The sequence below is a fragment of the Halorubrum sp. SS7 genome, from assembly GCF_005435055.1.
GTDB lineage: Archaea > Halobacteriota > Halobacteria > Halobacteriales > Haloferacaceae > Halorubrum > Halorubrum salinarum.
In genome coordinates this window covers 50,046-76,401 of sequence record NZ_SGXV01000011.1, presented here as the reverse complement: position 1 = coordinate 76,401, position 26,356 = coordinate 50,046, and the positions used below count along the sequence as shown (strand labels likewise).

Genomic DNA, 26,356 nt, shown 5'->3' with positions numbered 1-26,356 from the left:
GCCCGCTCCCCTCAGAGCTCGTCGTACGGGCCCGGCTTGGCCGCCGTCAGGCGGTCGACCTGCTCGTCCGAGAGGTCGATCGCCGCGGCCGCGAGGTTCTCTCGCAGCTGGTCGACGGTCCGGGCGCCGACGATCGGCGCCGTGACGCCGTCGCGGTGCGAGAGCCACGCGAGCGCGGTCTGCGCGGGCGAGGCGCCGACCTCGTCGGCGACCGCGTCCAGCTCGTCGTGGACGTCGAAGTTCTCCTCGGTGAGGTACGCCTCCTGGAACCGGCTCGACTCCGCCGCCTTCGAGTCGCCGGGCAGGTCGGCGTCGCGGTCGTACTTCCCGGTCAGGAAGCCCTGTCCGAGCGGGCTCCACGGGGAGACGGCGAGGTTCCGCTGGCGCGCGAACTCCAGGTACTCCCCCTCGATCTCGCGGTCGACGAGGTTGTAGCGCGGCTGGAGCACCGTGAACGGCTCCCAGCCCTCGCTGCGGGCGATCTCGTTGGCGCGGGCGACCTTCCAGGCGTTCGGGCGGAGCGTCGAGGCGCCGAGGTAGTGGACCTTCCCGGACTCGACGAGCCCGTTCAGCGTCTTCATCAGCTCGCGGGCGGGGGTCTCGTCGTCCCAGCGGTGGATGTAGAGGACGTCGACGTAGTCGGTGTCGAGCCGGTCGAGCAGGGCGTCGACGCGGTGGCGCACGTTCTTGCGGTTCGTCCCGCGGCTGTTCGGGTCGCCGTCGCGGATCTGCCAGTACACCTTCGAGGCGACCGTGTAGCGCTCGCGGTCGCGCTCGGCGAGCCAGTCGCCGATCCAGCGCTCGCAGTCGCCGCCGCCGTACACGTCGGCGGTGTCGATGTACCGCCCGCCGGCGGTCTCGTAGGCGTCGAGCAGCTCGTGGGCGCGCTCCTCGTCGATCTCAACGTTCCCCGCCTCGGTCACGCGGCCGAACCGCCACGTGCCGAACTGGAGCTCGCTCGTCCGCAGGCCGGTCCGACCCAGCGGCACGGTTCCCAGATCGATCTCGTCGAGTTCGGGCGTCATCGCCGAACGGTTGTCGCGGTCGACGCAAAAAGGCTCAGCAACCGGATGCGATGTGCGAACGCGTGGCGATCGCGGGGGCGGGACGGCGCCGGGAACGTCGCTCCGGTTTCCGACGGGGTCCGGCGTCGAACCGACGCCACCGGGTCGCGACGGTCACTCGCACGTCACGGCGAAGTCCTCCTCCGCCGCGGCCGCGGTACACACCGGGCAGCCGGTGTCGAGGATGGTCTCCCGCATCGCGTCGTTGACCTCGATGGTCTGCTCGCAGTCCGGACAGGTGAAGTGAACGGTGGTCAACGCTTACCCTCTCGTTCCCTCCGGACGCGGTCTGCGGACATAAATGGACGGTTCCGACCGGGTCACTCGGTCCGCGGCACGGCGTACGCGCCGACCGCGAGGAAGACCGCCGCGAGCGCTGTCAACACGAGGAGGTCGCCGGCCCACTGCCCGCCGGTGAAGGTGATCGCCCGGGTCCCCCGCGCGAAGTACGTCAGCGGCGAGGCGGCGACCGCGGGCAGGAACCACTCCGGCAGGAGCGCCGGGGTGACGAACGTCTCGGAGAGGAAGAGCAGGGGGAGCGCGACCGTGTTGCTCGCGGCGATCACGCCGTCCTGCGAGTCGGCGAGCGCGCCGAGGACGGCGCCGAGCCCGCAGAAGAGCGCGACCGCGACCGCGACGAACACCGGCAGGGCGGCCAGCGCGGGCGAGACGACGAGCGTCGCGTCGGTCACCGCCAGCACGAGGCCGAGGATGAGCAGGCTCGCGGCGCCGATGATGCCGACGTTGACGAGCGTGTGCGCGACGAGCCACTCGGCGCGGGAGAGGGGCGTGGTCGCCAGCTTCTCGAACCGCCCGCCGTCGCGGTGGCGCGCGATCTCGGAGCCGACCCGCGACAGCGGCGTGAACAGGACGACGACCGCGAGGTAGCCGGGGATGTAGTAGCCCGCCGGCTCGGCGAAGAGGCCGCCGCCGGTCGGCTGCGTCCGCACCAGCGCGCCGAAGATGACGACGAGGATGACCGGGAAGAAGAACGTGAAGAACACCGCGGTCCGGCGCCGGGTGAACGACCGCGCCGCCGCGACCGCCTCGGTCCCGATCCGCCCGAGCCGGGTCATCGCTCGCCTCCGTCCACTGCCGCGGCCGGCGTCTCCTCTGTATCCCCTCCCCGCCGCGCGTACTCCTCGCCGGTGAGCCGCAGGTACACGTCCTCCAGCGACGGCTCCGACCACGACAGCGAGTCGAAGGCGACCCCGGCGCCGTCGAGCGCGTCGACGGCGGCGCCGATCGCCTCGGGCCGCACGCCGCGCACCCGGAGCCCCCCGTCGGTCGCCTCGACGGAGGGGTCATCGCCGAGGCGCTCGCGGACGCCGGCCGCGACCGCCGCGACGGTCTCCTCCGTCGCCGGCCCCGCGGTCGCGGCGGCGCTGGAGGCGGCCGGCGGCGTCGAGCCGCGGCGCGCCGCCGTGCTCGGCGACCAGCCGGTCCGGCGCCCCGCTCGCGACGACCCGCCCGTCGCGGAGCATGGCCACGCGGTCGGCGAGCCGCTCGACCTCGTCCATCGCGTGGCTCGTGAGGAAGACGGTCGTCCCGTCGGCTGCGAGCCGCTCGATCAGCCGGTGGATCGCCCGCCGGCCGGCGGGGTCGATCCCCGTCGTCGGCTCGTCGAGGAAGAGGAGATCCGGGTCGTTGACGACCGCGGTCGCGACGCAGGTGCGGCGCTTCTGTCCGCCCGAGAGCGTCTCGTACCAGGCGTCGGCGTCGTCGGCCATCCCCACGTCGCCGAGGACCGCCTCGGTGTCGCGGGCCGCGTCGTAGAGGCCGCCGTAGTAGTCGACCAGCTCGCGGGCCGTGAGCCGCGCGGGCGGGTCGAACGACTGCGGGAGCAGCCCGATCCGGCTCGGGTCGACCTCGCGGGGCGGCGCACCGAAGACGCGCAGGTCGCCCTCGGCCTCGGTGGTCCCGGTGAGCGCGCGCACCAGCGTCGTCTTCCCGGCGCCGTTGGGGCCGATGAGCCCGAACACCTCGCCGGCGGCCACGTCGAGGTCGACCCCGTCGAGCGCGTCGACGTCGCCGTACGCCTTCCGGACCCCCTCGCCGACGACGACGGGGTCGCCCGCGGGCGCGTCCGAGCCCCCCGCGTCCGCCCCGGCGGTCCCGCTCCCGCCCGCGTCGGCGGTCGCTGTCTCGTCCATGCGACCGAGTCCGGTCGCCGCGCGCGTAAGGGTTGCCTCTCGCCGCCGCGCGTCCCGGTCCGTTACGCCTAAGCGACGCGCCGCCGACCCACGGGACATGCACTACCACGAGGCGGCGGCGTTCCTCTTCGACCTCCGCCGCTTCTCGGTCAAGCCCGGCACGGAGCGGGTGGAGGCGCTGCTCGCGCACCTCGGGGACCCGCACGAGGAGGTCCCGTTCGTCCAGATCGCCGGCTCGAACGGAAAGGGCAGCGCGGCGCGGCTGACGGAGTCGGTCCTCCGCGAGGCGGGGCTGTCGGTCGGCCTCTACACCTCCCCCCACCTCTCGGCGCTCGCCGAGCGCGTCCGCGTCGACGGCCGGCAGATGACCGAGTCGGCGATCGCCGACTTCGTCGCGGAGGTGCGCCCGTGGCTGATCGACCGCGCCGCCGCCGGCGAGCCGCTCACCTTCTTCGAGGTCGTGACGGCGATGGCGGTCCGGGAGTTCGCGCGCCGCGAGGTCGACGTGGCGGTCCTGGAGGTCGGCCTCGGCGGCGAGTACGACGCGACGAGCGCGGTCGACCCCGTCGCGACCGCCGTCACGAACGTCTCCCTCGAACACACCGCGGTCCTCGGCGACACGATCGGGGAGATCGCCCGCACGAAGGCCCGGATCGCCCGCCCCGACGCGCCGTTCGTCACCGCCTGCGAGGGCGAGGCGCTGGACGTGGTCCGCGAGGTCGCCGGCGAGGCCGGCGCGCCGGTGACGCGAGTGACCGGCGACGGCGACGACGCGGGCTCGGCCGACGAGGGTGACCCCGCGGACGAGACCGACGACTCGCCCGCGCTCACCGCGACCTACGAGGGCCGCGTCAGCGCCACCGACGCCGCGGTCTCGCTCGCCGGCGAGCGCGAGGGGACCTACCGGATCCCGCTCGTCGGGCGCCACCAGGCCGCGAACGCGGCGGTCGCCGTCGCGCTCGCGGACCGGACCGCGGCGGCGCTGGGGACCGACCTCCCCGACCGCGCCGTGCGCGACGGCCTGGCGCGGGCGACGTGGCCGGGCCGGTTCGAGGTGGTCGACACGGCGCCGCTGACCGTCCTCGACGGCGCGCACAACCCCGCGGCCGCCCGGACCCTCGCCGCGACGCTCGACGAGTACGACTACGACGACCTCCACCTCGTGTACGCCGCGATGCACGACAAGGACCACGCCGAGACGGCGGCCGGGCTCCCGGACGCGGCGACGGCGGTCACCTGTCGCCCCGCCATCGACCGCGCCGAGGACCCCGCCGTGCTCGCGGCCGCGCTCCGGTCGGCGGGCGTCGACGAGGTGACGGCCGGCGACGACGTGGCGGACGCGCTCGCGGCCGCGACCGACCGCGCCGCCGACGGCGACTGCGTGCTGCTCGTCGGCTCGCTGTTCGCGGTCGCCGAGGCCCGGGCGGCGACCGTCCGGACGGTCCGCGAGCGGACGGTCCGGGGGCCCGCCGACGCGGCGCACGCCCTCGACACGGCCGGCGTCCCGCCCGGGGGCGTCGCGGCCCACCGGGACGGCGTCGACCACCGCGTCCTCACGCTCCGGCTGCGCGGCGACCGGGCCGAGCGCGTCGCGAGCGAGGCCCGGGCGGTCGGCGGCGACGCCGCGCTCGGCGGGCTCGGGGCGGGCGAGGACCGGGGCGCCGGCGGCGAGCAGGTCCCGGTCACCGTCGCGGGCACGGTCGCGGAGCTGCGCGCGCTCGTCGGCCGCCTCGACGCGGCCGACGGTGGCGGGCTCGGCGGCGTGGCGGCCGACCTCGCCGCGGCGGCCGGGATCGACGCTGACGAAACCGGCGGAACGGAGGGCGAGAGCGACGCGGCCGATCCAGACGCCCCCGACTACCCGTGGACCGACCGCACCGCGGTGATGGGCGTGCTCAACGTCACGCCGGACTCGTTCCACGACGGCGGGCGCCACGCCGACCTCGACGACGCGGTCGCGGGCGTCGAGCGGATGGTCGACGCCGGGGTCGACATCGTCGACGTCGGCGGGGAGTCGACCCGCCCGGGCGCGGAGCCGGTCCCCGTCGAGGAGGAGATCGAGCGGGTCGTGCCCACGGTCGAGGCGATCCAGTCGGTGCCCGCGGTCGGCTCCGGCGAGGTGCTGGTCTCGGTCGACACGCGCAAGCCCGCGGTCGCCGAGGCGGCGCTCGACGCGGGCGCGGACGTCATCAACGACGTGACCGGGCTGGAGGGCCCCGAGATGCGCTCGGTCGTCGCCGACGCCGACTGTCCGGTGATCGTGATGCACAGCCTCGACGCGCCGGTCGACCCGGACGCCGACCCCGAGTACGACGACGTGGTCGGCGAGGTCGTCGACGCCTTACGCGAGCGGCTGGCGCTGGCGGACACGGCCGGCATCGACCGCGACCGCGTTATCGTCGACCCCGGGCTCGGCTTCGGGAAGTCGCCGGCGGAGGACTTCGAACTGCTCGCCCGCTGCGGGGAGTTCGCGGCGCTCGGTTGCCCCGTCCTCGTCGGCCACTCGCACAAGTCGCTGTACGGCGCGGTCGGGCGCGACGCCGACGACCGCGAGCACGCGACGGTCGCCGGCACCGCGCTCGCCGCCGACCGCGGCGCCGACATCGTCCGGGTCCACGACGTGGCCGAGAACCGCGCCGCGGTCGACGTCGCCGCCGCGGTGAACGGGGCGCTCCGCGGCGGGGGCGACCCCGCGGGGGACGGAGAGTGACTCGGGACCGACGCGCGGTCCGGGCCGCCGACGGTCGCTCCCGCCGCGCCGACGGCAGCGTTTTGCCTCGCGGTCCCGTCGCGTCCCTATGACCCGGCGCCTGCTGCTCGGCTGTAGCGCGGTCGGGAACGCGCTCGTCGAACACGCCCGCGACGGGCGCGGCGAGCGCGACGACCTGGTGGCGATCACCGACGACACCGGCTGGGTGTCGACGCTGCGCGACCGCAACGTCGCCACCGTCGAGGCCGACCCGACCGACCCCGGGACCTACCCCGACAGCGCCGGCGTCGTGCTGATCGCGAGCGACGACGCCGAGCGCAACGTCGTCGCCGCTCGCGCGGCCCGCGAGCGGTACCCGGAGGCGCTGATCGTCGCGCACCTCGGGACGGCGCCGACGGACGAGCAGCGCGCGGCGGTCGAGGCGGTCGCCGACCGCGTGGTCGACCCGGTCGAGGCGGTCGCCGACCGCGTCTTCGCGGCGGTCGGCCTCGACGACGCCACCGACCCCGACCCGAACGCGGAGTTCGCCCCCGCCGACGGCGGCGAGAAGCCCGCCCGACTGCTCGCGACGCTCCGGCGGCTCCCGGGGCCGCTGCTCGTCGTCGCCCACGACAACCCCGACCCGGACGCCATCGCGAGCGCGCTGGGCCTGGCGCGGATCGCGGCGTCGATCGGCGTCGAGGCCGACGCCTGTTACGGCGGCGAGATCGCGCACCAGGAGAACCGCGCGATGGTGAACCTCCTCGACATCCGGCTCCGGTCGTTCGACGAGATCGACCTCGACGCCTACGGGGGGGTCGCCCTGGTCGACCACTCCCGCTCGGGGATCAACGACAGCCTCCCCGAGGGCCACCCGGTGGACATCGTCGTCGACCACCACCCGCCGCGGGGGCCGGTCGCGGGGTCGTTCGTCGACATCCGCCCCGCGGTCGGCGCGACGAGCACGCTCGTCTCGGAGTACCTCTCGCGGTACGGGATCGCGCCGGAGCGGGACCTCGCCACGGCGCTCCTGTACGGGATCCGGATCGACACGAAGGACTTCACGCGCGCGACCGCCATCGACGACTTCGAGGCGGCGGCCGCGCTGCTCGCGCACGCCGACGAGTCGACGCTCGAACGCGTCGAGAGCCCGAGCGTGAGCCCGGAGACGCTGCGCGTCCTCGCGGCCGCCATCGAGAACCGGGACGTGCGGGGGTCGGTGGCGGCCTCCTGCGTCGGCGAGATCGCCGACCGCGACGCGCTCGCGCAGGCCGCCGAGCGGCTCCTCGACCTGGAGGGCGTGACGGTGACGTTCGTCTACGGGTACATGGAGGGAGTCATCTACGGCTCCGCCCGCGCCCGCGGCGCGGACCTCGACGCGGGCGAGCTGCTGCGCGACGCGCTCGACCCCGTCGGCTCCGCCGGGGGCCACGCGGCGATGGCCGGCGCGCAGGTCCCGCTCGGCATCCTGAGCGAGGTCTCGGAGTCCGAGCCGCTGGCGGACGTCGTCGAGGCGTTCGTCGCCGGGCGGTTCTTCGAGGCGCTCGACGACGCGCCGACGCAGCCCACCGGGCTCCCGCCCGAGTTCCCGACGGACTGACCGCACGGGACCGACGGATGGCACGATGTCGCACGGCGCCGTAACGCATTCGGCGCCGGCCCGCGAGGCGCCCGACATGCCCGACGGCCTCTACGACGAGCGCCCGCGGCTGTACGACGCGATCCAGTCCGAGTGGGACTACGACCGCGACGTCGCCTTCGTCCGCGACGCGCTCGCCGACCGCGGGGGCGACCCCGACCGCTTGCTGGAGGTCGGCTGCGGCACCGGCGAGCACACGCGCCGGCTCGCCGCCGGGGGTCTCGACGTGACCGCCATAGACGTCCACGAGGGGATGCTCGGCGTCGCGCGCGAGAAGTGCGCCGACCTCGACGGCGACGGCGGCGTCGAGTTCCGCCGGACGGGGCTGCCCGACCCGGATCTGGGCGACGCCGGCCCGTTCGACGCGGCCGTCGCGATCCGTGGCGTCGTGAACCACCTCGCGCCCGCGGACCTCGACCCCGCGCTGGCCGCGCTCCGCGACCGCCTGCGGCCGGGCGGCGTCCTCGTCTTCGACAACTCCCCGCTGCCGCCCGCGGGGAACCGACCCGGGCTCGACGTGGGCCGCGACGCGGACGGCGCGGTCGAGTACGTTCGCGTCGCGCACCACGCCGCGACCGGCGACGGCCGCCTCGACTGGCGGGCGGTGACGTTCACGCCCGACGGCGACCCCTTCGTCGACGCCCGCCGGATGACGCCGTTCGCCGACGAGCGGATCGCCGACGCGCTCGCGGCGGCCGGGTTCGACGAGGTCGATACCGCCGACGGCTACGGCCCGGCCGACGACCGGAGCGTGTTCGTCGCGGTGCGGTAGGTGCGGGTCGGGGTACGGTGGCGTGATCGTCGCGGTTCGAGGGGGCGGTCGTCGCGGCTTGAGGGGACGGTCGTGCGGGAATCGCGCAACGGTCGCAACGTACATACGGCGCGCCGGCGAACCGGATCACATGACCGACGACATCGTCGAACACCGTCGACTCATCATCGCCGGCACCGGTATCTCGGGGCTCTCGGCGGCGATCTACGCCGCCCGGTCGAACAACGACCCGCTGCTCATCGAGGGCGACGAGCCGGGCGGCCAGCTCACGCTGACGACCGACGTGGAGAACTACCCCGGCTTCCCCGAGGGCGTCTCCGGGCCGGGCCTGATCAACGACATGAAAGAGCAGGCCGAGAAGTTCGGCGCCGAGGCCCGCAACGGCGTCATCGAGGACGTCTCCAAGGAGCCCGCGGGCCACTTCCGCGTCGCGCTCACCGACGGCGACGTCTACACCGCCGACGCCGTCATCGCCGCGTCGGGCGCCAGCGCGCGGACGCTCGGCGTCCCCGGCGAGGACGAGCTGATGGGGTACGGGCTCTCGACGTGCGCGACCTGCGACGGCGCGTTCTTCCGCGGCGAGGACATGCTCGTCGTCGGCGGCGGCGACGCCGCGATGGAGGAGGCGAACTTCCTGACGAAGTTCGCGGACACCGTCTACGTCGCCCACCGCCGCGAGGAGTTCCGCGCCGAGGACGTGTGGATCGAGCGCACGATGGACGCCGTCGAGGAGGGCGACATCGAACTGCTCCTCAACACCGAGCTCACCGAGATCCACGGCACGCCCGAGGACGGCATCGACCGCGTGACGCTCGTCGAGCACCCCGACGGCCACCCGAAGGAGAAGCTCGACGACCCCGCGACCGCCGACGAGGTCGACGAGTACGACTTCGACGTGGGCGCCGTCTTCTACGCCATCGGCCACACGCCGAACACGGACTTCCTCGAGGGGACCGGCATCGAGACCGACGACGACGGCTACCTGATCACCGAGGGCGGCCGCGGCGGCGGGCAGACCCGGACCGGCGTCGAGGGGCTGTTCGGCGCCGGCGACGTGGTCGACTTCCACTACCAGCAGGCGGCCACCGCGAGCGGCATGGGCGTGAAGGCCGCGCTCGACGCCGACGAGTACCTCTCCGACCGCGAGCGCGCCGGCGAGCTGTACGAGGGCGAGGTCGACGCCGCGGCCGCGGACGACTGATAATCGCGTAGTTCCGCGGTTCCTTATCTATCACCGTTGGGTCTCGCTTTCGGGGTCCGACGACTGATAGACCGCGGGTCGACCGTTCATTTATAAATAACCGGCTGTGAATCGGCGGCGAACGATTTCAAACTCCCAGCCGCTCGCTTATGCATCGCTGACCGTAGATCGACGGCGAACGGCTTCAGAGCCCCAGCCGCGAGGACTCGCGCGGCTTGCTGTGCTCCTCGCTCAGTCGCTTTGCTCCTTCGCTGCGGTGCTTACTGCGCCGGGCTTCGTCCTCACGGCTGCCTCTTTGAGTCCCACCCGACAGCGACCGCACAGCACCTCACGCCTCCCCAGCCTCGCGGCTCGTTCGGGGCTCCCTGCGGTCGCCCCTCACTCACCGCGTCCCTCGCGCGTGCTGCCTCGCGACCTCCGCTTCGCTCCGGTCGCTCGCAGGCACGCGCCACCGCAGTTCTATTTATAAATACTCGCAGTGCTCGCCCGATCTACGACAGGATCTCCACGTCGTACCCCTCCGCTTCGAGCGCGTCGACGATGTCGGCGGCGTGTTCGGCGTCGTCGGTCTCTAATTCGAGTTCGAGCTCGGCGGCGTTGACGGCCACGTCGCGGGAGGTGCGGTCGTGGTGGACCGCGTACACGTTCGCGCCGGTGCGCGCGACGATGCTGGAGACCCGCTCCAGCTCGCCGGGCCGGTCCTTCAGGTCGATCGTGATCTTGAGGTACCGACCCATCTGGACGAGGCCGCGCCGGACCACGGTGCCGAGGCGGTTGAGGTCGATGTTGCCGCCGCAGAGCGCGGCGACGATCGTCTCCCCGTCGTCGTACTCGAAGGCGTCCGAGAGGACGGCGGCGAGCGCGACCGCGCCCGCGCCCTCGACGAGCGTCTTCGCGCGCTCCAACAGCAGCGTGAGGGCCAATGCGATCTCGCGGTCGTCGACGGTGACGACCTCGTCGACGTACTCCTCCATGACCGCCAGGGTCTCCTCGCCGACCGACCGCGTCGCGATCCCGTCGGCGATCGTGTCGACGCTGTCGATCTCCGCGACCTCGCCCGCTTCGAGCGACTTCGCGGCCGAGGCGGCGCCCTCCGCCTGAACGCCGACGACGCGCACGTCCGGGATCTGCTCTTTGATCGCTACCGCGACCCCGGAGATCAGGCCGCCGCCCCCGATCGGGACGACGACGGTGTCCAGGTCGGGGCAGTCGTCGACGATCTCCAGCCCGAGCGTCCCCTGGCCGGCCATCACGACGGGGTCGTCGAACGCGTGGACGTAGGTGCGCCCCTCCTCGCGCTCCAACTGGTGGGCGTACGCCTGTGCCTCGTCGTAGTCGACGCCCTCCAGGCGGACGCTCGCGCCGTACCCGCGGGTCGCCTTCACCTTCGAGACGGGCGCGAACTTCGGCATCACGACGGTGGCGTCGACGCCCGCGCGGCTGGCCGCCAGCGCCACGCCCTGCGCGTGGTTGCCGGCGCTCGCGGTGACGACGCCGGCCTCCCGCTCCGCCGCCGAGAGGGTCCGGATCCGGTTCATCGCGCCGCGGATCTTGAACGCGCCGGTCCGCTGGAAGTTCTCCAGTTTGAGGTGGAGGTCGGCGCCGCTCATCTCCGAGAAGGAGCGCGACCGTTCGAGGGGCGTGTGCCGGGCGACGCCCGAGACGCGCTCGCGCGCCTCCCGGATGTCGGCGAGACTGAGCATGCCACCCCGTCGCCGCGCCGACCGCTAATCGGTTCCGGTCGGACGCGACGGGGAACGCGGCGCGCGACCGCCGCGTCGCGGTCGCCGCGCGGGCCGACGCCGCCGATCCGGGCCGCGGATGCGGGTCGACGGCGCGGTCGCTCGCGGTAGTAAAGGGGGGAATGCACGCGTGTGACGTGCGAGTGAAACGAGGCGACGGGAATACAAAAAGGTGAGGCTACCAGAGCGAAAGTGAAACCGCACGACTGCGGCGTCGTCATCCGCCCGTCAGACGGGATCTCGGGGGGTCAGCCGCACCCGAACGTCGCGGTCGTCGAGCACCGCCCTCACCCGGTCCGGAAACGGTCCGGTTCCGGGCCACGCCGCGTCCGCGTCGAGGCGGTCGGGGTCGCCGACGTACACCGCGGCGGTGTCCGGGTAGTCGTCCGGCGCGTCGAGCGGCACGGCCTCGCGGACGTACAGGCCGCCGTCCACGTCCTCGTACGCGTCGAGCGCGTCGACCGCCTCCGTCCGGAGGAGCCGCCCGGCGGTCTCGCCGCCCGGGGCGAGCGTCGGGTACCGCCCCTCCACGAGCCGGAGGCCGTCGAGGGTCGCCGGCCCGACGAAGACGAACGAGTCGACGACCTCGGCGACCCGCTCCGGTTCGGTCAGCGTCCCGTACACGAAGACGTCCATGGGATCGATGGGTCGCTCGCGGGTTTCAACGTTCGGCCGCGCCCGCCGTCGGCGTCCGCCTCGCCGACCCCTCCAGATTCGCCCACCGCGCGGACCGCGTCGCCGCCGGGCGCTCGCCGATCCGGAACGACTTTGGTCGTCACCTCGCTGTTTCCCACAATGTCGACCTTTCGAGGGTCCCACGCCGTCTCCGCGCTCGGCGTCGGGACCCTCGTCGCCGCCGTCATCCACCACGGCACCGAAATCGGCGCCGTGTCGGGGGCCGCGGGGCCGCTGCTGGCGCTGGCGCTCGACGGCGGGATCGCTGTCGCCGTGATCGTCACGGGCCGCCGGATCGCCGCGCGTGACCTCTCCCCGACCGAGGAGTGGCGGGTGGCGCGGTGGGCCGCCGCCGGCACCGTCCTCGCCGTCGGCGCCTTCGCCGCCACGCTCGCGGTCCGCGTCGCCGAGGGGCGGCCGCTCGTCGAGCCGCTGTTCCCGATGCTCGTCGCCGCCGGCGCCGGGAGCCTCGGCGGCGCGACGGCCGGGTACTACGCGGTCCGGCAGGCGGCCGAGGCCCGCCGTGCGCGCGACGCCGTCCGGGCCGTCTCGTTCGTGAACCACCTCCTCCGTCACGACCTCCGCAACGACCTCTCGACGATCCACGGCTACGCGGACCTGCTCGCGGCCGAGTCCGACGGCGACGACCACGCCGCGGTGGTGGCCGCGAAGGCCGACGAGGGGCTCGACCGCATCGAGGCGACGAGCGCGGTCGCGGACGCGATCCTCGGCGACGCGGACTCCAGCCGCGTCGACCTCGCGGAGACGACGCGGGGCGTGCTGGCGAGCGTCGCGGACGACGAGTCCGTGACGGTCGAGTCCGACCTGCCGGAGGCGGCGCCCGTCGCGGCCAACGACGGCGTGCGCTCGGTCGTCCACAACCTCGTCGAGAACGCGATCGAACACGGCGGCCGGGATGTCACCGTCCGCGTCGCGGTCCGGGTCGGCGCCGACGGCGACGCGTCCGGCGACGGCGACGCGCTCGCGGACGGCGTCGCCGTCGCAGACGACGAGGTCGCGCTCGTCGTCGAGGACGACGGCTCGGGACTCCCGCCGGAGATTCGAGACGGGTCGTTCTTCGCCGACGATCGGTCGGCTGCGGACCCGAACGGCGGCGTCAGCGGCCTGCGGCTGGTCGCCACGCTCGCGGAGGCGTACGGCGGGTCCCTCGCCCCCGGCGAGTCGCCCCTCGGCGGCGCGCGCTTCGTGGTGACGCTCCCGCACGCACCGGCCGGCTCGACCGGCTCCGACACGTAAAAACCGCGGGCGACCGTCCCGGACGACAGATGGACTTCCCGCGGCTGCGGCGCGTCTGGAGGCGCGTGTTCTCGCTCGCGTGGCCCGTCATGGCCGAACAGACGTTCCGCACCGCGATGCGGACGACGGACGTCCTCGTCACCGCGCTGTTCTCGCCGGCCGCCGTCGTCGCCATCGGGCTCGCCGACCTGTACGCCCGGTTCCCGCTGCGGATCGGCCTCGGCCTCGGCGGCGGGGCCATCGCGCTCTCCTCGCAGGACACCGGCGCGGGCGCGGCGGAGAACCGCGACGAGGCGGTGACGCAGGCGATCCTGCTCGGCGCGCTCGCCGGGGTCCCGTTCGTCCTCTTCGGCTTCCTTTTCGGCGAGTTCGCGATCGGCGTGTTCGGCCGGCTCGTCGGCGAGCGCACCTCGCCCGCGGTCGTCGACCTCGGCTCCACGTACCTCGCGATCGTGTTCGCCACCGCGCCGGCGCGCCACGTCGCCCTCGTCGGCGCCCGCGCGCTCCAGGGGACCGGCGACACCCGCACGCCGATGTACGTCAATATCGCGGCCAACTCCGTCAACATCGCGGGGTCGGTGACGCTCGGGCTCGGGCTGTTCGGGCTCCCGCGGCTCGACGTCCTCGGCGTCGGCCTCGCGACCGCGGGCGCGAACGTCCTCACCGCCGGACTGCTCTGCTTCGCCATCTGGGGCTCGTGGACCGACGCGGAGTTCGCGTGGCCCCGCGACCTCACGATCGCGAAACAGCTCCTCGTCGTGAGCGCGCCCCGCGTCCTGGAGGGGTTCGGCTCCGAGATCGCGGAGTTCCCGTTCAACGCGCTCCTCTTAGGCTTCGGCGAGACGGTCAACGCCGGCTTCCAGATCGGCCGCCGCGTCTACCAGCAGGTGACCGGCCCGCTCTCGCGCGGCTACAACGTGGCGGCGTCGGTGCTCGTCGGCCAGGCGCTCGGCGAGGGCGACCCGGAGGCCGCGCGGTTCAACGGGTGGGCCGTCGCGGGCCTCGGCGTGCTCACGGTCGGGTCGATCGGGCTCGGGCTCGTCGTCGCCGCGCCGCGGATCGTGCCCGTATTCACCGACGACGCGGCGACGGTCGCGTCTGCGGTCGACTTCGCGCGGGTGTACGGCGTCGCCGGCGCCGCCCTCGCCTGCTTCTCCGCGCTCTCCGGCTCGCTCCAGGGCGCCAGCGAGACCCGGATCCCCCTCGTCGCGCGCGTCTCGGCCATGTTCGGACTGTTCTTGGGCCTCTCGTGGGTCCTCGGCCGCACCGCCGGCCTCGGCCCGACCGGCGCGTACGTCGGCGTCTCCGCCGCGTACGCCTGGATGGCGCTCGTCGTCGCCGCCGGCTTCCGTTACACGGACTGGGCGACCCGCGCCGCGGACATGATGGACGCCCGCGGGTCCGGACCGGGCGCTGACCCCGACGCGCCCACGGACGACTCGCCGTGAGACGGTGCCGCGGGAGAGGCGCCCGTCCCGCAGGGGAACAGTGATACGGCCGGCGGCCGTCGCCGACGTATGTCGAACGAGACGCTGTACGAACGCCTCGGCGGCGAACCGGCCATCGGCGCGGTCGTCAACGAGTTCTACGACCGGGTGCTCGACGACGACCGGGTGAACCACTACTTCGACGACGTGGACATGGCCGACCAGCGCTCGCACCAGACCAAGTTCCTGAGCGCCGTCACCGGCGGGCCGATGCAGTACGAGGGGGAGGAGATGGCGACCGCGCACGAGGAACTGGCGATAACCGACGCGGAGTTCGAGGTCGTCGCGACGCACCTCGACGAGGCGCTGCGGGCCTTCGACGTCGACGACGCCGACCGCGAGGCGGTGATGGAGGCGGTCGCCGGGTTCGAGGACGACGTGGTCGGCGACCCGGGCGGAGACGAGTAGCGGCGAGCGAAGGGGTAGCCGACCCGCCCGCGGGCGAGGGACCGCGGATCAGGGCTCGCCGCCGAGCGACTCCTGCTCGGAGCCCGGGTCGCCACGCAGCCGGCGGCGGCGCTTGTCGTACGCCGCCTCCAGCTTCGCGTTCGTGGCCCGGGAGACGAGGTAACAGTCCGCGTCGCCGTCGTCTCGGGGGTGCGCGCTCGCGACCCAGACGTGGCCGTCGCCGGCCGAGAGGTCGTCCGCCCACCGCTCGGCGGCCGCGCGGCTCTCGAAGGCGTGACGCGACCCGTCCTCGAAGACGAGCCGGCCCACCTTCGCGTTCCGCTTGCGCGCGGACGGCTTGATCGCGACGACGACGCTCACACCCCGAGATCGGACGCCATCGGGTAAAAACCTCGTCAGACGCCGGCGTCAGTCGTCGGCGACCGCGCCCGGCTCGGCGTCCGCGGCGTCGGCCTCGGCCGCGAGCAGGCGGTCGAGCCCGTCGACCATCCCGACGACGCTCGCGCGGGTGATGTCCGCGTCCGACGCCGAGACGCTCACCGAGCGGTCGCCCCGCGACAGGTCGACCTCGACGGTGACGACCGCGTCCGTGCCGCCCGTGATCGCGTCGACGTGGTAGGAGTCGAGGTCGAACGCCACGCCGCCGTCCGTGCCCTCCTCGCCGCTCCCGTCGCCCGAAAGCGCCGAACGGACCGCCTCCAGCCCGGCGTCGACGGGCCCGGCGCCGGTGCCGGAGGCGACCCGCTCGTCGTCGCCGACGCGGAGCCGCACCGAGGCGGTCGGGAGGTTGCCGCCGGAGGTCGCCGAGAGGTCGACGAGCTCGACGTGGCGCTCGCGCTCGCGCCCCCGCACGTCGTCGGCGATGGCGAGCAGGTCGGCGTCGGTGACGCGCTTCCCGCGCTCGCCCAGCTCCTTGACGCGGGCGACGACCTCGCGCAGCTCGTCGTCGTCGACCGCCACGTCGTGCTCGGCGAGCGCGGCCTTCACCCCGGCGCGGCCCGCGTGCTTGCCGAGGACGAGCCGGCGCTCGCGCCCGACCGTCTCCGGCGGGTACGGCTCGTACATCGTCCCGTCCTTCAGCGTCCCGTCGGTGTGGATCCCGGACTCGTGGGCGAAGGCGTTGGCGCCGCAGACGGCCTTGTTCGGCGGGAGCGCGACGCCGGTCGCCTCCGAGACGGTCCGGCAGAGCCGGTAGAGCCGCGAGAGGTCGACGGTGTCGACGCCGTACGACTCGCCGAGCGCGATCGCGACCTCTTCGAGGGCGACGTTGCCGGCGCGCTCGCCCACGCCGAGGACGGTGCCGTGGACGGTGTCGGCGCCCGCCTTCAGCCCCGCGTGGACGTTCGCCAGCCCGAACCCGAGGTCGTCGTGGGTGTGGAGGCTCGTCGGGCCGAGGTCGGCGAGCCGCGAGACGACCCGGGCGGTGCGCTCGGGGTCGGCCGCGCCGACCGTGTCGCAGTAGCAGATCCGGTCGGCGCCGGCGTCGAGGCCGGCGCCGAGCAGGCGTTCGAGGTAGTCGAGGTCGGCCCGCGAGCCGTCCTCGCCGAGCACCTCGACCCACAGCCCGTGGTCCTTCGCGTGCTCGACGAGCTCGACGGTCGTCTCGACGACCTCGTCGCGGGTCGAGCCCACCTTCGTCTCGACGTGCTTGTCGGAGGCGGGGACGACGAGGTTCACGCCGTCGACGCCGCAGCCGAGCGCGTGGTCCACGTCGCGTTTCACCCCGCGGGCGAAGCTCGTCACCGTCGCGTCCAGCCCCTCGTCGGCGACGCGCCGGATCGCCTCGCGCTCGCCTTCCGAGGTACACGCCGAGCCGGCCTCGATCAGGTGGACGCCCGCGGCGTCGAGCTCGCGGGCGACGCGGACCTTCTCGCCGGGCGTCAGCGAGACGCCCGGCATCTGTTCGCCGTCGCGCAGGGTGGTGTCTAACAGCTGTACCTCGTCGAGGTCTGTGAGCGGTGTTCGGGTCAAAAGGGAGTCCGTCGGCTCTGCGGTGGTCTCGGGGTCGGTGCCGCCGCGGGGCGGTCGTGCCCCGTCGTCGTTATCGCCGGAGAATTTCGCGGCCAGCCGCCGCGAGGCGACTTCCTCTATCCTCCGAACGATCGCGAGTGTCTCGCGTCATTCGTGCCCATGCGGACGACACACACACGTATAAACTGCCGGGTCGCGTCAGGTTTGACCGAGCGATCGTTACTGCGAGGCGCGCTTCGCCGACGGATCCTCGGCGCGGCCGCCGACAGCGTTAGGGGCGTCCCTCGCGACCGGCCCGCATGGAGCGAGTCGCGGTCGACGACGTCGACGTCGTCACGAACCCCATGGGCGTTCACGACATCCGAAAGCCGGTCTCGCGCGCGCTCGGGACCGACCACGTCGCGATGAACTACTTCGAACTCGCGCCCGGCGACGCCTTCTCCGGCGGCCTCCACACGCACGACGACCAGGAGGAGGTGTTCTACGTCCGCTCGGGCACCGCGACGTTCGAGGTCGGCCGCGACCGCGAGCGCGTGGCGGTCGGGCCCGACGAGGCGATCCGCTTCGCCCCCGGCGAGTTCCAGTCCGGGTTCGTGCCCGAGGACGCCGACGAGGAGGTGGTCGCCTGGGCGATCGGCGCGCCGGGCGCGCGCCACGACTGGGACCGGATCCGGTCCGTGGTGGAGTGCCGCGAGTGCGGCGGCGAGCGCGTCCACGACACGGAGCTCACCGACGAGGCGCGGTTCCGGTTCACCTGTACCGACTGCGGCACCTCCTTTTCGCCCTGAGCGCGGCGGACGGTTGGCCGAAGCGGTCGCGGCTTCGCCGCGCCACCTCACCCCAGCAGCGACCGCAGGCTCCGTCGCCGCGTGCCGCACTCGGCGGCGTAGTCGCAGGCGTCGCAGCGGTCGTCGTCGACGCGCGGCGGCGGGCCGTCGATCGACCGCGCCGCGCGGAGGGCCGTGCGATACGCGGCCTTCTTCCGGGTCGTCAGCCGCACCTCGCGGACGACCCCGACCGCGGGGTACTCGACCAGCGCGCGGTCGACCTCGCGTTCCCGCTCCCACGCCAGCGCCTTCGCGAGCCCGACCGCGCGGACCGCCTGCGGCTCCCAGACGCCGTTCTCCGGCGGTTCCCCCGACGAGACGAGAGTCGGAATCGCGGTCGCGGAGTCCGCGCCGTCCGAATCGGTCGCCCCCTCGCCCGGATCCAGCACCTTGTGAACGGTACCGTGACAGTCCTTCCCCGAGAGGAACCCGCGCTCGGTCGCGGGGTCGACGAGGGCCTCGTACTCGTCGCGCTCGCGCAGCCGACGCAGATTTCGGCGGTAGGCGGCCGGCGATCGGTGAAGCGGGAGCTGCCGGAGCGTTCGGTCGGGCGCGTCGGCCAACTCCTCGTAGCGGAACGCGAGGCCGATGCGCTCGCGCGCCTTCGGGGGCACGCTGCGCTCGTCGTCGCGCCGCACGTAGTAGAGCTGTCGGGGGCAGTACGCCGCGCGCGCCAGGTCGCTGAACGGGACGAGGGTCACGCCGCGTCTCGTCGCGTTATCGCTTATAAATGAACGACGGCGCGTGCCGGCGAGCGGCCGAAGGCCGCGAGTCGCACGCGCGAGGGAGTCGGACGGCCGGAGCGAAGCGGAGGCCGGCCGACGAGGCTGGGGAGGCGTGAGGTGCGGTCGCTGTGCGGTGCGGGGCGGAATTCAAAGGGGCAGCCGGGAGGGCGAAGCACGGCGACGTAAGGACCGCAGGAGCGAGTGGAACGAGCGACGAGGACCGCAGCGAGCCGCGCGAGTCCTCCCGGCTGGGGCTTTGGCGGTGTTCGCTGTTGTTCTACCGTCAACTGCGTATCACCGAGCGGCTGGGGCGTTGGCGGTGTCGGTCACCGCTCCACGGTCGACTACTTATAAGGAAACGTCCGTCTCGATGTCCTCGGTCGCCTCGCGCAGGCCGTCCTCGCGGGCGTCGCTCGCGAGCGACCCCTGGATGTCGGCGTCGGTGAGCAGGTCGCGGAACGCGTCGCGGAACCGGTCGTTCGCCCGCGTGGAGGCGATGTCGGTGCGCGCGACCGCGGCGTACCGGGCGACCGCGTCCGGCTGCGCGTCCAGCTCCTCGGCGCACTCGACGATCGAGTTCCCGGCCGCAGTCAGGCGCTTCAGGTCGCCGTACGCGAACGGCGGCTCGTCGCCCTCGTCCGCGTCGACCTCGCGGTCCGACTCGCGCACGAGGTGGAGGTCGAAGCGGGCCTTCCGGACGGTCTCGGCGTCCACGTCCGCGGGGTCGACTTCGGAGTCGCCGTCGCCGTCCGCCAGTTCGTCGCGCAGCGCCGCGGCGATCGACTCGTCGCCCTCGTCCGCGAACCGGCCGCGGGCGACGAGCGCGTAGGCGGCGTCGCCGAGCGGGGTCGAGAAGCCGTACCGCTCGCGCATCGCGGCGACGAGATTGCGGACCGCCTCGCCGACAGACTCGTCGTCGCGGTCGACGAGGGTCCCGCGCTCCGCCTCCTGGCGTTCAGTGACCGTCTCCGAGCCGGTCGCCTCGACGAACAGGTCGCGGAGTTCGGCGGTCTTCTCGTCCATGGGAGTCGACCTACGCGGGCGCGGCAGAAAAGGGTCGTGTTGCGGTCACACGTTCGCATCGAGCGAGGCGCTCGCAACTCGCTGACTCCCCAGTCTGAAATCTCGCATTTGAAAATAAATCTCTCAGAACTACTGAAAGCATATCATTCACCGAGGAAAGTCATCTTCTACGTACATAAGCGGGCGTTTTCTCTTTAATAATAAGATTTATTTTATATCTTGTTATGTACTACCATGGCTGTGACTGGCAATACAATAAGTGACACGGGCCGTTCCGATACCGGTCCCGACCACACCTCGCCCGCGGAGCGATTCGCTCCCGGAACATTCTCGATAGCCGCACAGGATCCTGAAACCGGAGCGTTCGGCGTCGCAGTCAGTACGGCGCTCGTGGGCGTCGGCGCCTTGTGTCCGTTCGTGAGTGAGAACGCGGCGGTCGCGACCCAATCGTACGTAAACGTATCGCACGGACGAAACGCGGTCGAACTCGCCGATAGGGGCGTCTCCGTATCGACCGCCTGCGAGGCGCTTCTCGCAGACGATCCTCACGACACGTACCGTCAACTCCACGGCGTGACGGCGGAGGATTCCTTCCGATACACCGGTGCGGACTGCGTCGACTGGGCCGGCGACTCCGCCGGAGACGACTACACGGTTGCCGGCAATATGCTCGATGGCGCGGATGTCATCGACGCGGTGAGCAGCGGCTACGCGGACGCGGACGGCGGGTTCGCGGACCGGCTCATTGCCGCGCTGGAAGCGGGGCAGGCAGCCGGCGGCGACAAACGCGGGAAGATCAGCGCGGCGCTGCTCATCGCGGGTCCGGAGCCGAAGCTGTACCACAACCTCCGGGTCGACAACAGTGATGAGCCGATTTCAGAGCTTCGCGAGGCGTACGACCTCGCCGTAGAAACGGAGGAGGAACTCCCGGCTGTCGCCGAGGATCAGCTCGGTGAGTACCCCGACGCGATCGTCGACTTTGGACTGAAACGTTAACGAACTACTTGCTACGCACACGCAACAATGCGCGACACCTCTGAAGACACGACCGAGAGTATCGACAGGCGACGGTTCCTCGTTGCCACGGGAATGGCAGGCGTTGGCACGACGCTTGCGGGCTGTACCTCCGGTGGCGACGGCTCCGACGGCTCGAACGGGGGAGGCGGCGGTGGCTCCGACGACGGACCGATTGGTCCGACCGGCGAGCCGGAAGAGGGCGGCACGCTCATATGGGGCCACAGCGAGGTAACCCAGGAACTCGACATCCACATCGCACAGACGGCCGCCTCGTCGCGGTTTCTGAACAACGTCCACGAGACGCTGGTCGGGCTGACGAGCGAACTGGAGATTTCCTCCGATCCCGACATCACACGTCCGGGCCTCGCATCCGATTGGTCGATTAACGACGACCGGACCGAGTACACGTTCACCCTCCGTGACGGCGTGACGTTCCACGACGGGTCAGAACTGACTAGCAGCGATGTTCAGTACACGATCGAGCGGATCACGGACCCGGACGTCGGAGCGCGGTACAGCGGCGTGTTCACGTCGGTCGAGTCGGTCGAGACGCCCGACGACTCGACGGTCGTTCTCCAGATGAGCGAGCGGTACAATCCCCTTCTCCGACAGTTGGCGTTCTCCGGCACGGCGATCATCCCGGAGGGTTCTGGTCCGGACCAGGCATCGAACCCAGTCGGCACCGGCCCCTTCGTGTTCGAGTCCCGCCAGCAGGGGAACCGGGCCGAGCTGTCGGCGTTCGACGATTACTGGGGCGAAGGCCCGTACGTCGACGCGCTCGAAGAGCGGACGATGACCGACCCCGACACCCGGCTCACGGGGCTCACTGACGGGGATCTCGACTACATCAACGACATCCCGCTCGACGACATGACCGACTACGTGGACGGGGCCAACGACAACGTTCAGACGTCCACGTGGCGGCCGCTGGCGTTCAACCATATGTATCTCCACAACGACCGCCCGCCGTTCGACAGCGTGAACTGGCGCCGGGCGATCGACTTCGCGATCGACAAACAGGAGCTGGTGGAGGGCGCACTCTTCGGTCAGGGATCGACGCTCGCGACCCCGAGCTTCCCGAATAGCCCGTACCGGAACGAGGAGCTCGAACCGCGGCCACAGGACATCGAGCAGGCCCGGGCGCTCATCGAGGAATCGGAGTACGGGATGAACGAGTTCGCGCCGCTGGAGTTCAAGGTGACGACGAACTACCCGTGGCACATCACCGCCGCGACGATCATGGAGCAGTCGTTCTCCGAGCTCGGCCTCGAGGTTGAGATCCAGGAGCTTCAGTGGGGCGACTGGCTCACACAGGTCACCGCGAACATGGACTACCGGATGGCGATGGTCAACTGGTTCGGGGGTTGGGAGCCCGCACAGATGTACCGCGGCCTGTTCCACTCGGAAGGGTCGTTCAACTCCTTCGCGTACGCCAGCGACGACTTCGACGCCGCCATCGAGAACGCGGAGAGCGCCCCGTCGGAGGAGGAAGAGGTAGAGTACTACCGCGAGGCGCAGCGTGTCCTCCACGAGGAGGTGCCGTCGCCGATGCTGTGGTTCCGTGACGGCGCGATGGGGGCGACACCTTCCGTCGGTGGCCTCGATACGGTGTTAGCGCCGAACAACACCGAGGTGAACTTCAGCGAGTCGTGGCTTGACGAATGAGATCGGCCATCGACGCGGGGTTCGTCCGGTACGCGGCTCGGCGGGTCGGGCTCCTGATCGTCTCGCTTCTAGGCGTGTCGATCGTCACCTTCGGCATCGTCAACGTGCTCCCCGGCGATGTCGCACTCCTGATCTTGGGCAACCGGGCGAGTCCGGAGCGGCTCGATGCGCTCCGGCAGACCCTCGGGCTGAACCGTCCGATCTGGGTGCGATACCTCGACTGGCTCGCCGGAGTCCTGACGGGCGACATGGGGGACTCCCTCCGCTTCGGCGACCCGGTCGCCAAGCTGATCGTCCAGCGCCTGCCGGCGAGCGCGTTCCTCGCGGGCGCTGCCGTCGTCATCGCGGTCACGGTGGCGATCCCCCTCGGCGTGATCGCCGGCCGCGCCCGAAACACGTGGAAGGACTTCACGACGAGCGTCGTCGCGTTCACCGGGATCAGCCTCCCGGACTTCTTTTGGGGACTGGTGTTGATCCTGGTCTTCGCGGAGTTCTTCGCGATCTTACCACCATCGGGATACGTGAACCCGGCGGTCGACCCGATCGCCGGCGTGAAGCACGTGCTATTGCCGGCGCTCTCGCTCGGCTTCGCGCTCATGGCGCACCTCACCCGGATGACGCGTTCGTCGCTTATCGAGGAGCTCAAGTCGGGGTACGTCAAGCTCGCGCAGTCGAAGGGGATTCCAGACCGCGACATCGTCTACCGCCACGCGCTTCGGAACGCGTTCCTTCCCGTGTTAACCGTGATCGGGCTCCAGATCGGCTTCCTGTTCAGCGGGATCGTCATCATCGAGCAGGTGTTTGCGTATCCCGGACTGGGGCGACTCGCGTTCCAAGCGCTGTTGAACCGCGACACCACGCTCATCCAAGGGTCGGTGTTGACGATCGCGACGGTGTTCATGCTCAGTAACCTCGTGGTCGACCTCCTGTACGCGGTCTTGGACCCGCGCGTCCAGGCCGGGGGTGGCGCCTGATGGCGACCCAGAACGCCGACGGGACGCGGTGGTTAAACGACGCTCGCCGCCGCAAGATCGGCGAGCTGTTCGACCGGTACCGGTCGAATTCGAAAGCTATCGCCGGAACGGTGCTCATCGGCCTGTTGCTCGCGGTCGGTCTGCTCGGCCCGCTCTTCGTCTCACTGGAGCAAGCCAACGCCCTCAACGTCGCGAACCGGTTCCAGCCGCCGAGCCTCGCACACCCGATGGGGACCGACCACCTGGGTCGAGACATCCTCCTCCGAATCGTCCTCGGCGCCCGAATCAGCCTGTACATCGGCGGGCTGAGCGTCGGCATTGCCACCGCGGCCGGCGTTCCGCTGGGCGCGGCCGCGGGGTACGTCGGCGGGAACATCGACGACGCGATCATGCGCTCGATGGACGTTCTGATGAGCTTCCCGCCGATCCTGCTGGCGCTCACGGTCGTCGCCGTCCTCGGGCCGTCGCTGACGAACGCGATGATCGCGATCGGGATCACGTACATTCCCTACTTCGCCCGGGTCACCCGCAGCGAGGTGGTCTCGGTCGTCGAGGAGGACTTCGTCGAGGCCGCACAGGCGCTCGGCGAGCGGGACAGTCGCGTCCTGTTCCGCGAAGTCCTCCCGAACGCCGCCGCCCCGATCATCGTTCAGGCGTCCATCAGCCTGGCGTTCGCCATCCTCGCGGCTGCCGGGCTCTCGTTCCTGGGACTCGGCGCACAGCCGCCGCAGCCGTCGTGGGGGCTAATGATCAGGCAGTCCAAACAGTACCTCACGCAGGCCCCGTGGATGGCTATCTTCCCGGGGCTTGGGATCGCCGCGACCGTCCTCGGGTTCAACCTCCTCGGCGACGGCATCCGCGACGTCCTCGACCCGACCGTGAGCACGGAACTCGGAGCCGACCATGACGAGTGAGCACACAGCATCCCCACGGCAGGCGTCGACGCCGATGGCGTCGGCTGGCAGCACAGAGACGCGTGACAGGGTCTTGACCGTCGACGGTCTCTCGACGGTGTTCCGCACCGACGAGGGCGTCGTCAACGCCGTCGACGGCGTCGACTTCCATCTCGATCGGGGAGAGATCCTCGGGCTCGTCGGCGAGAGCGGCGCGGGCAAGAGCGCGACCGCTCGTTCCGTGCTCCGCCTCATCGACGACCCGGGCGAGATCGTCGACGGGAGCGTCGAGTTCGAGGGTACGGATGTCCTCTCGCTCTCTCCCGAGCGCCTCCGCAAGTTCCGCGCGGAAAACACCGGGATGGTGTTTCAGGACCCCACCTCGACGCTGAACCCCACGATGACGGTGGGGAGACAGGTCGCAGAGGCGGTCGAAGCGGCGCGCGACCTCTCGCGGAGCGCCGCGCGGCAGGAGGCGGTCGACCTCCTCGACCGTGTCGGGATCCCCGACGCGGAGACGCGCGCCGACGACTATCCGCACGAGTTTTCGGGTGGACAGAAACAGCGCGTCGTCGTCGCGATCGCGATCGCGTCCGAGCCGGACCTGCTCGTCGCGGACGAACCGACGACGGCGCTCGACGTGACGATCCAAGCCCAGATCCTCGAACTGCTCGACGACCTCCGCGAGGACCTGGGGATGTCGATCCTCTTCATCACCCACGACCTCGGCGTTGTTCGCGAGATCTGCGACCGCGTCGCAGTGATGTACGCCGGGAGCATCGTCGAGTCCGGACCGGCGGAGGTGCTGTTCACCGACCCGCGTCACCCGTACACGAAGGGGTTGCTCGCGAGCATCACGAGCGTCGACGAGGCCGTCGACCCCGACGACCGCGACCGGCTCGACGTGATCGAGGGGCAGATGCCGGATCTCACCGGTTCCACGGCCGGGTGTAAGTACGCGGACCGGTGCCCGGGCGCGACCGAGGAGTGTCGCGAGGCACACCCCGATCTGGAGCCGGTCCCGAACGAGACGGGGCGCTCCGTCGCCTGCTACCGTCACGAGCAGGTCGAAAAGATGGAGTACGACTACGACCACGAGTCGCGGTCGCTCTCTTGGCAGACGGATCGCATCGATGACCGGAGCGACGGCGAGCCCGGTCCGGTGCTCGAAGCGGAGAACCTCACGAAGCACTTCGACACCGGCAGCCTGCTCGGTCGCCTCCTCGGCGATCCGGAGCCGGTGCGGGCGGTCGACGGGATCGACATCGAGATAGAAGCCGGATCGACGCTGGGGCTGGTCGGCGAGTCCGGCTGCGGCAAGTCGACGGCCGCCCGGACGCTGCTCCGCCTCATCGAGCCGACCGACGGATCGGTGACGTACCGCGAGAGCGACGTCACGACCGCAGGTTCCGACGAGCTCCGATCGCTGCGCCGCGACCTCCAGATCGTCTTCCAGGATCCGCAGTCGAGTCTGAACCCGCGTCGGACCGTCCGGCAGATCGTCCGCCGACCGATGGACCTCCACGACATCGACGACCAGACTGAGCGGCCCGAGCGTGTGACCGAGCTCATCGATGCGGTCGGCCTTGACGAGTCGCACCTAGAGCGGTATCCGCACGAGCTGTCGGGCGGCCAGCAGCAGCGCGTGGGAATCGCCCGCGCGCTGGCAGTGAACCCTGAGGTATTGATCCTCGACGAGCCGGTCAGCGGGCTCGACGTCTCCGTCCAGGCGCAGATCCTGAACCTGCTGGCCGACCTCCAGGAGGAGCTGGGTCTGGTGTACCTGCTCATCAGCCACGACCTCTCCGTCGTCGAGTACGTCTGCGACCGCGTCGCGGTGATGTACCTCGGCGAAATCGTCGAACACGGCCGCACCGCGGACGTGTTCGAGCCGCCGTATCACCCGTACACCGAGTCGTTGCTGTCCGCGATCCCCGGGTTGGAGGACGGCGACGACCGGATCATCCTCGAGGGGAACGTGCCGGACCCGTCGGACGTGCCGTCCGGCTGCCGGTTCCACCCGCGCTGTCCGCGAAAGATCGGGGAGGTCTGCGAGCGCGAGGAGCCGACCGACCACGAGGTCGACGGCGAGACGATCGGCTGTCACCTTATGCGCGAGGAATACGCCGACGAGGTCAACTGGGACTCTGTCGACTGAGCCGTCTGTCCAACGG

Annotated in this window: 22 protein-coding genes and 1 pseudogene; 13 read left to right on the top strand and 10 right to left on the bottom strand. The window is 71.7% G+C overall.

What is annotated here, in order from left to right:
- Positions 1–11: 11 nt before the first annotated feature.
- The 4 genes and pseudogenes from EXE44_RS11490 to EXE44_RS11475 all read right to left on the bottom strand — a co-directional run bounded on the left by EXE44_RS11490 (position 12) and on the right by EXE44_RS11475 (position 3,217).
- Positions 12–1,025: an aldo/keto reductase gene (locus EXE44_RS11490; protein WP_137717248.1), complete on the bottom strand. Its 1,014-nt coding sequence runs from the start codon at positions 1,023–1,025 to the stop codon at positions 12–14.
- 153 nt (positions 1,026–1,178) lie between these two features.
- A complete protein-coding gene (locus EXE44_RS11485; protein ID WP_121563677.1) occupies positions 1,179–1,322 on the bottom strand; it encodes a zinc ribbon domain-containing protein in 144 nt (47 codons plus the stop codon).
- 62 nt (positions 1,323–1,384) lie between these two features.
- Positions 1,385–2,140, bottom strand: coding sequence for an ABC transporter permease (locus EXE44_RS11480; RefSeq protein ID WP_137717247.1), 756 nt, complete (start codon positions 2,138–2,140; stop codon positions 1,385–1,387).
- A pseudogene (locus EXE44_RS11475) lies at positions 2,137–3,217 on the bottom strand (ABC transporter ATP-binding protein). Before EXE44_RS11475 ends, EXE44_RS11480 begins: the two are co-directional and overlap by 4 nt.
- 97 nt (positions 3,218–3,314) lie before the next feature.
- Here EXE44_RS11475 and folP point away from each other — a divergent pair.
- From folP to EXE44_RS11455, 4 genes are all read left to right on the top strand, one after another.
- Positions 3,315–5,927, top strand: a complete 2,613-nt coding sequence (gene folP, locus EXE44_RS11470) for a dihydropteroate synthase (RefSeq protein WP_137717246.1) — start codon at positions 3,315–3,317, stop codon at positions 5,925–5,927.
- Positions 5,928–6,015: 88 nt separating this feature from the next.
- Positions 6,016–7,506: a DHH family phosphoesterase gene (locus EXE44_RS11465; protein ID WP_137717245.1), complete on the top strand. Its 1,491-nt coding sequence runs from the start codon at positions 6,016–6,018 to the stop codon at positions 7,504–7,506.
- A 76-nt stretch (positions 7,507–7,582) separates the two neighbouring features.
- A complete protein-coding gene (locus EXE44_RS11460) occupies positions 7,583–8,317 on the top strand; it encodes a bifunctional 2-polyprenyl-6-hydroxyphenol methylase/3-demethylubiquinol 3-O-methyltransferase UbiG (RefSeq protein WP_137717244.1) in 735 nt (244 codons plus the stop codon).
- Between the two features lie 130 nt (positions 8,318–8,447).
- On the top strand, positions 8,448–9,518 hold the full coding sequence (locus tag EXE44_RS11455; protein WP_137717243.1) for an NAD(P)/FAD-dependent oxidoreductase: 1,071 nt from the start codon (positions 8,448–8,450) through the stop codon (positions 9,516–9,518).
- A gap of 491 nt (positions 9,519–10,009) precedes the next feature.
- Here the strand turns inward: EXE44_RS11455 and ilvA are convergent, their stop codons facing one another.
- Positions 10,010–11,221, bottom strand: coding sequence for a threonine ammonia-lyase (gene ilvA / locus EXE44_RS11450; RefSeq protein ID WP_121563691.1), 1,212 nt, complete (start codon positions 11,219–11,221; stop codon positions 10,010–10,012).
- Positions 11,222–11,488: 267 nt separating this feature from the next.
- Positions 11,489–11,896, bottom strand: a complete 408-nt coding sequence (locus EXE44_RS11445) for a gamma-glutamylcyclotransferase (RefSeq protein ID WP_137717242.1) — start codon at positions 11,894–11,896, stop codon at positions 11,489–11,491.
- A gap of 159 nt (positions 11,897–12,055) precedes the next feature.
- Between EXE44_RS11445 and EXE44_RS11440 the strand changes: the two genes are divergently transcribed.
- From EXE44_RS11440 to EXE44_RS11430, 3 genes are all read left to right on the top strand, one after another.
- A complete protein-coding gene (locus EXE44_RS11440) occupies positions 12,056–13,192 on the top strand; it encodes an ATP-binding protein (protein ID WP_137717241.1) in 1,137 nt (378 codons plus the stop codon).
- A 29-nt stretch (positions 13,193–13,221) separates the two neighbouring features.
- Positions 13,222–14,640, top strand: coding sequence for an MATE family efflux transporter (locus EXE44_RS11435; protein WP_137717240.1), 1,419 nt, complete (start codon positions 13,222–13,224; stop codon positions 14,638–14,640).
- A 69-nt stretch (positions 14,641–14,709) separates the two neighbouring features.
- Positions 14,710–15,087 (top strand): group 1 truncated hemoglobin, encoded by a 378-nt coding sequence (locus EXE44_RS11430; RefSeq protein WP_137717239.1) that lies wholly within the window; start codon positions 14,710–14,712, stop codon positions 15,085–15,087.
- Between the two features lie 48 nt (positions 15,088–15,135).
- Here the strand turns inward: EXE44_RS11430 and EXE44_RS11425 are convergent, their stop codons facing one another.
- Complete coding sequence (locus tag EXE44_RS11425; protein WP_096393880.1) at positions 15,136–15,447, bottom strand: hypothetical protein; 312 nt, start codon at positions 15,445–15,447, stop codon at positions 15,136–15,138.
- 48 nt (positions 15,448–15,495) lie between these two features.
- Positions 15,496–17,058, bottom strand: a complete 1,563-nt coding sequence (locus EXE44_RS11420) for an alpha-isopropylmalate synthase regulatory domain-containing protein (RefSeq protein WP_137717238.1) — start codon at positions 17,056–17,058, stop codon at positions 15,496–15,498.
- 299 nt (positions 17,059–17,357) lie between these two features.
- Between EXE44_RS11420 and EXE44_RS11415 the strand changes: the two genes are divergently transcribed.
- Positions 17,358–17,846, top strand: a complete 489-nt coding sequence (locus EXE44_RS11415) for a cupin domain-containing protein (RefSeq protein WP_137717237.1) — start codon at positions 17,358–17,360, stop codon at positions 17,844–17,846.
- Between the two features lie 47 nt (positions 17,847–17,893).
- On the opposite strand, the gene EXE44_RS11410 is transcribed toward EXE44_RS11415, so the two are convergent.
- Positions 17,894–18,586, bottom strand: coding sequence for a hypothetical protein (locus EXE44_RS11410; RefSeq protein WP_137717236.1), 693 nt, complete (start codon positions 18,584–18,586; stop codon positions 17,894–17,896).
- Between the two features lie 372 nt (positions 18,587–18,958).
- Complete coding sequence (locus tag EXE44_RS11405; protein ID WP_137717235.1) at positions 18,959–19,633, bottom strand: hypothetical protein; 675 nt, start codon at positions 19,631–19,633, stop codon at positions 18,959–18,961.
- A gap of 234 nt (positions 19,634–19,867) precedes the next feature.
- Between EXE44_RS11405 and EXE44_RS11400 the strand changes: the two genes are divergently transcribed.
- The 5 genes from EXE44_RS11400 to EXE44_RS11380 are packed head-to-tail and all read left to right on the top strand — an operon-like array spanning position 19,868 to position 26,340.
- On the top strand, positions 19,868–20,629 hold the full coding sequence (locus EXE44_RS11400; RefSeq protein ID WP_199241207.1) for a DUF1028 domain-containing protein: 762 nt from the start codon (positions 19,868–19,870) through the stop codon (positions 20,627–20,629).
- Positions 20,630–20,656: 27 nt separating this feature from the next.
- Positions 20,657–22,315 (top strand): ABC transporter substrate-binding protein, encoded by a 1,659-nt coding sequence (locus EXE44_RS11395; protein WP_241991822.1) that lies wholly within the window; start codon positions 20,657–20,659, stop codon positions 22,313–22,315.
- Entirely contained in the window at positions 22,312–23,289 is a 978-nt protein-coding gene (locus EXE44_RS11390; protein ID WP_121563708.1) for an ABC transporter permease, read from the top strand. Before EXE44_RS11395 ends, EXE44_RS11390 begins: the two co-directional genes overlap by 4 nt.
- Positions 23,289–24,203, top strand: a complete 915-nt coding sequence (locus tag EXE44_RS11385; protein WP_137717234.1) for an ABC transporter permease — start codon at positions 23,289–23,291, stop codon at positions 24,201–24,203. Before EXE44_RS11390 ends, EXE44_RS11385 begins: the two co-directional genes overlap by 1 nt.
- A 34-nt stretch (positions 24,204–24,237) precedes the next feature.
- Positions 24,238–26,340 carry a dipeptide ABC transporter ATP-binding protein gene (locus EXE44_RS11380; protein ID WP_394348230.1) on the top strand — a complete coding sequence of 701 codons (2,103 nt, stop codon included), beginning with the start codon at positions 24,238–24,240 and terminating at the stop codon, positions 26,338–26,340.
- Positions 26,341–26,356 lie beyond the last annotated feature (16 nt).